At 59.7% G+C, this 231-nt stretch carries 1 protein-coding gene; it reads left to right on the top strand.

The window, feature by feature from the left end; all coding sequences use genetic code 11:
- Window positions 1-231 (top strand): AMP-binding protein (locus IV01_RS0124380; RefSeq protein WP_032624812.1); only part of this gene is annotated, 231 nt, incomplete at both ends.

Below are 231 nucleotides of genomic sequence, written 5' to 3'. Positions count from 1 at the left end.
ACTTCCGTTTTGGCCCGGACGATGTGTGGACGCTGTTCCATTCCTGCGCGTTCGACTTTTCGGTCTGGGAAATCTTCGGCGCGCTGTTGTACGGCGGCAAGCTGGTGATCGTGTCGCACGCCCTGAGCCGTTCCCCGGAAGACTTCCACACCCTGCTGATCGAGCAGAAGGTCACAGTACTGAACCAGACCCCATCAGCCTTCAAGCCCTTGATGGCCGTGGCTTGCGCGA

The organism is Pseudomonas syringae, from assembly GCF_000737245.1.
GTDB lineage: Bacteria > Pseudomonadota > Gammaproteobacteria > Pseudomonadales > Pseudomonadaceae > Aquipseudomonas > Aquipseudomonas syringae_J.
The sequence above is the reverse complement of the archived record's forward strand: the minus strand, read 5'-3'. Positions and strand labels throughout refer to the sequence as shown.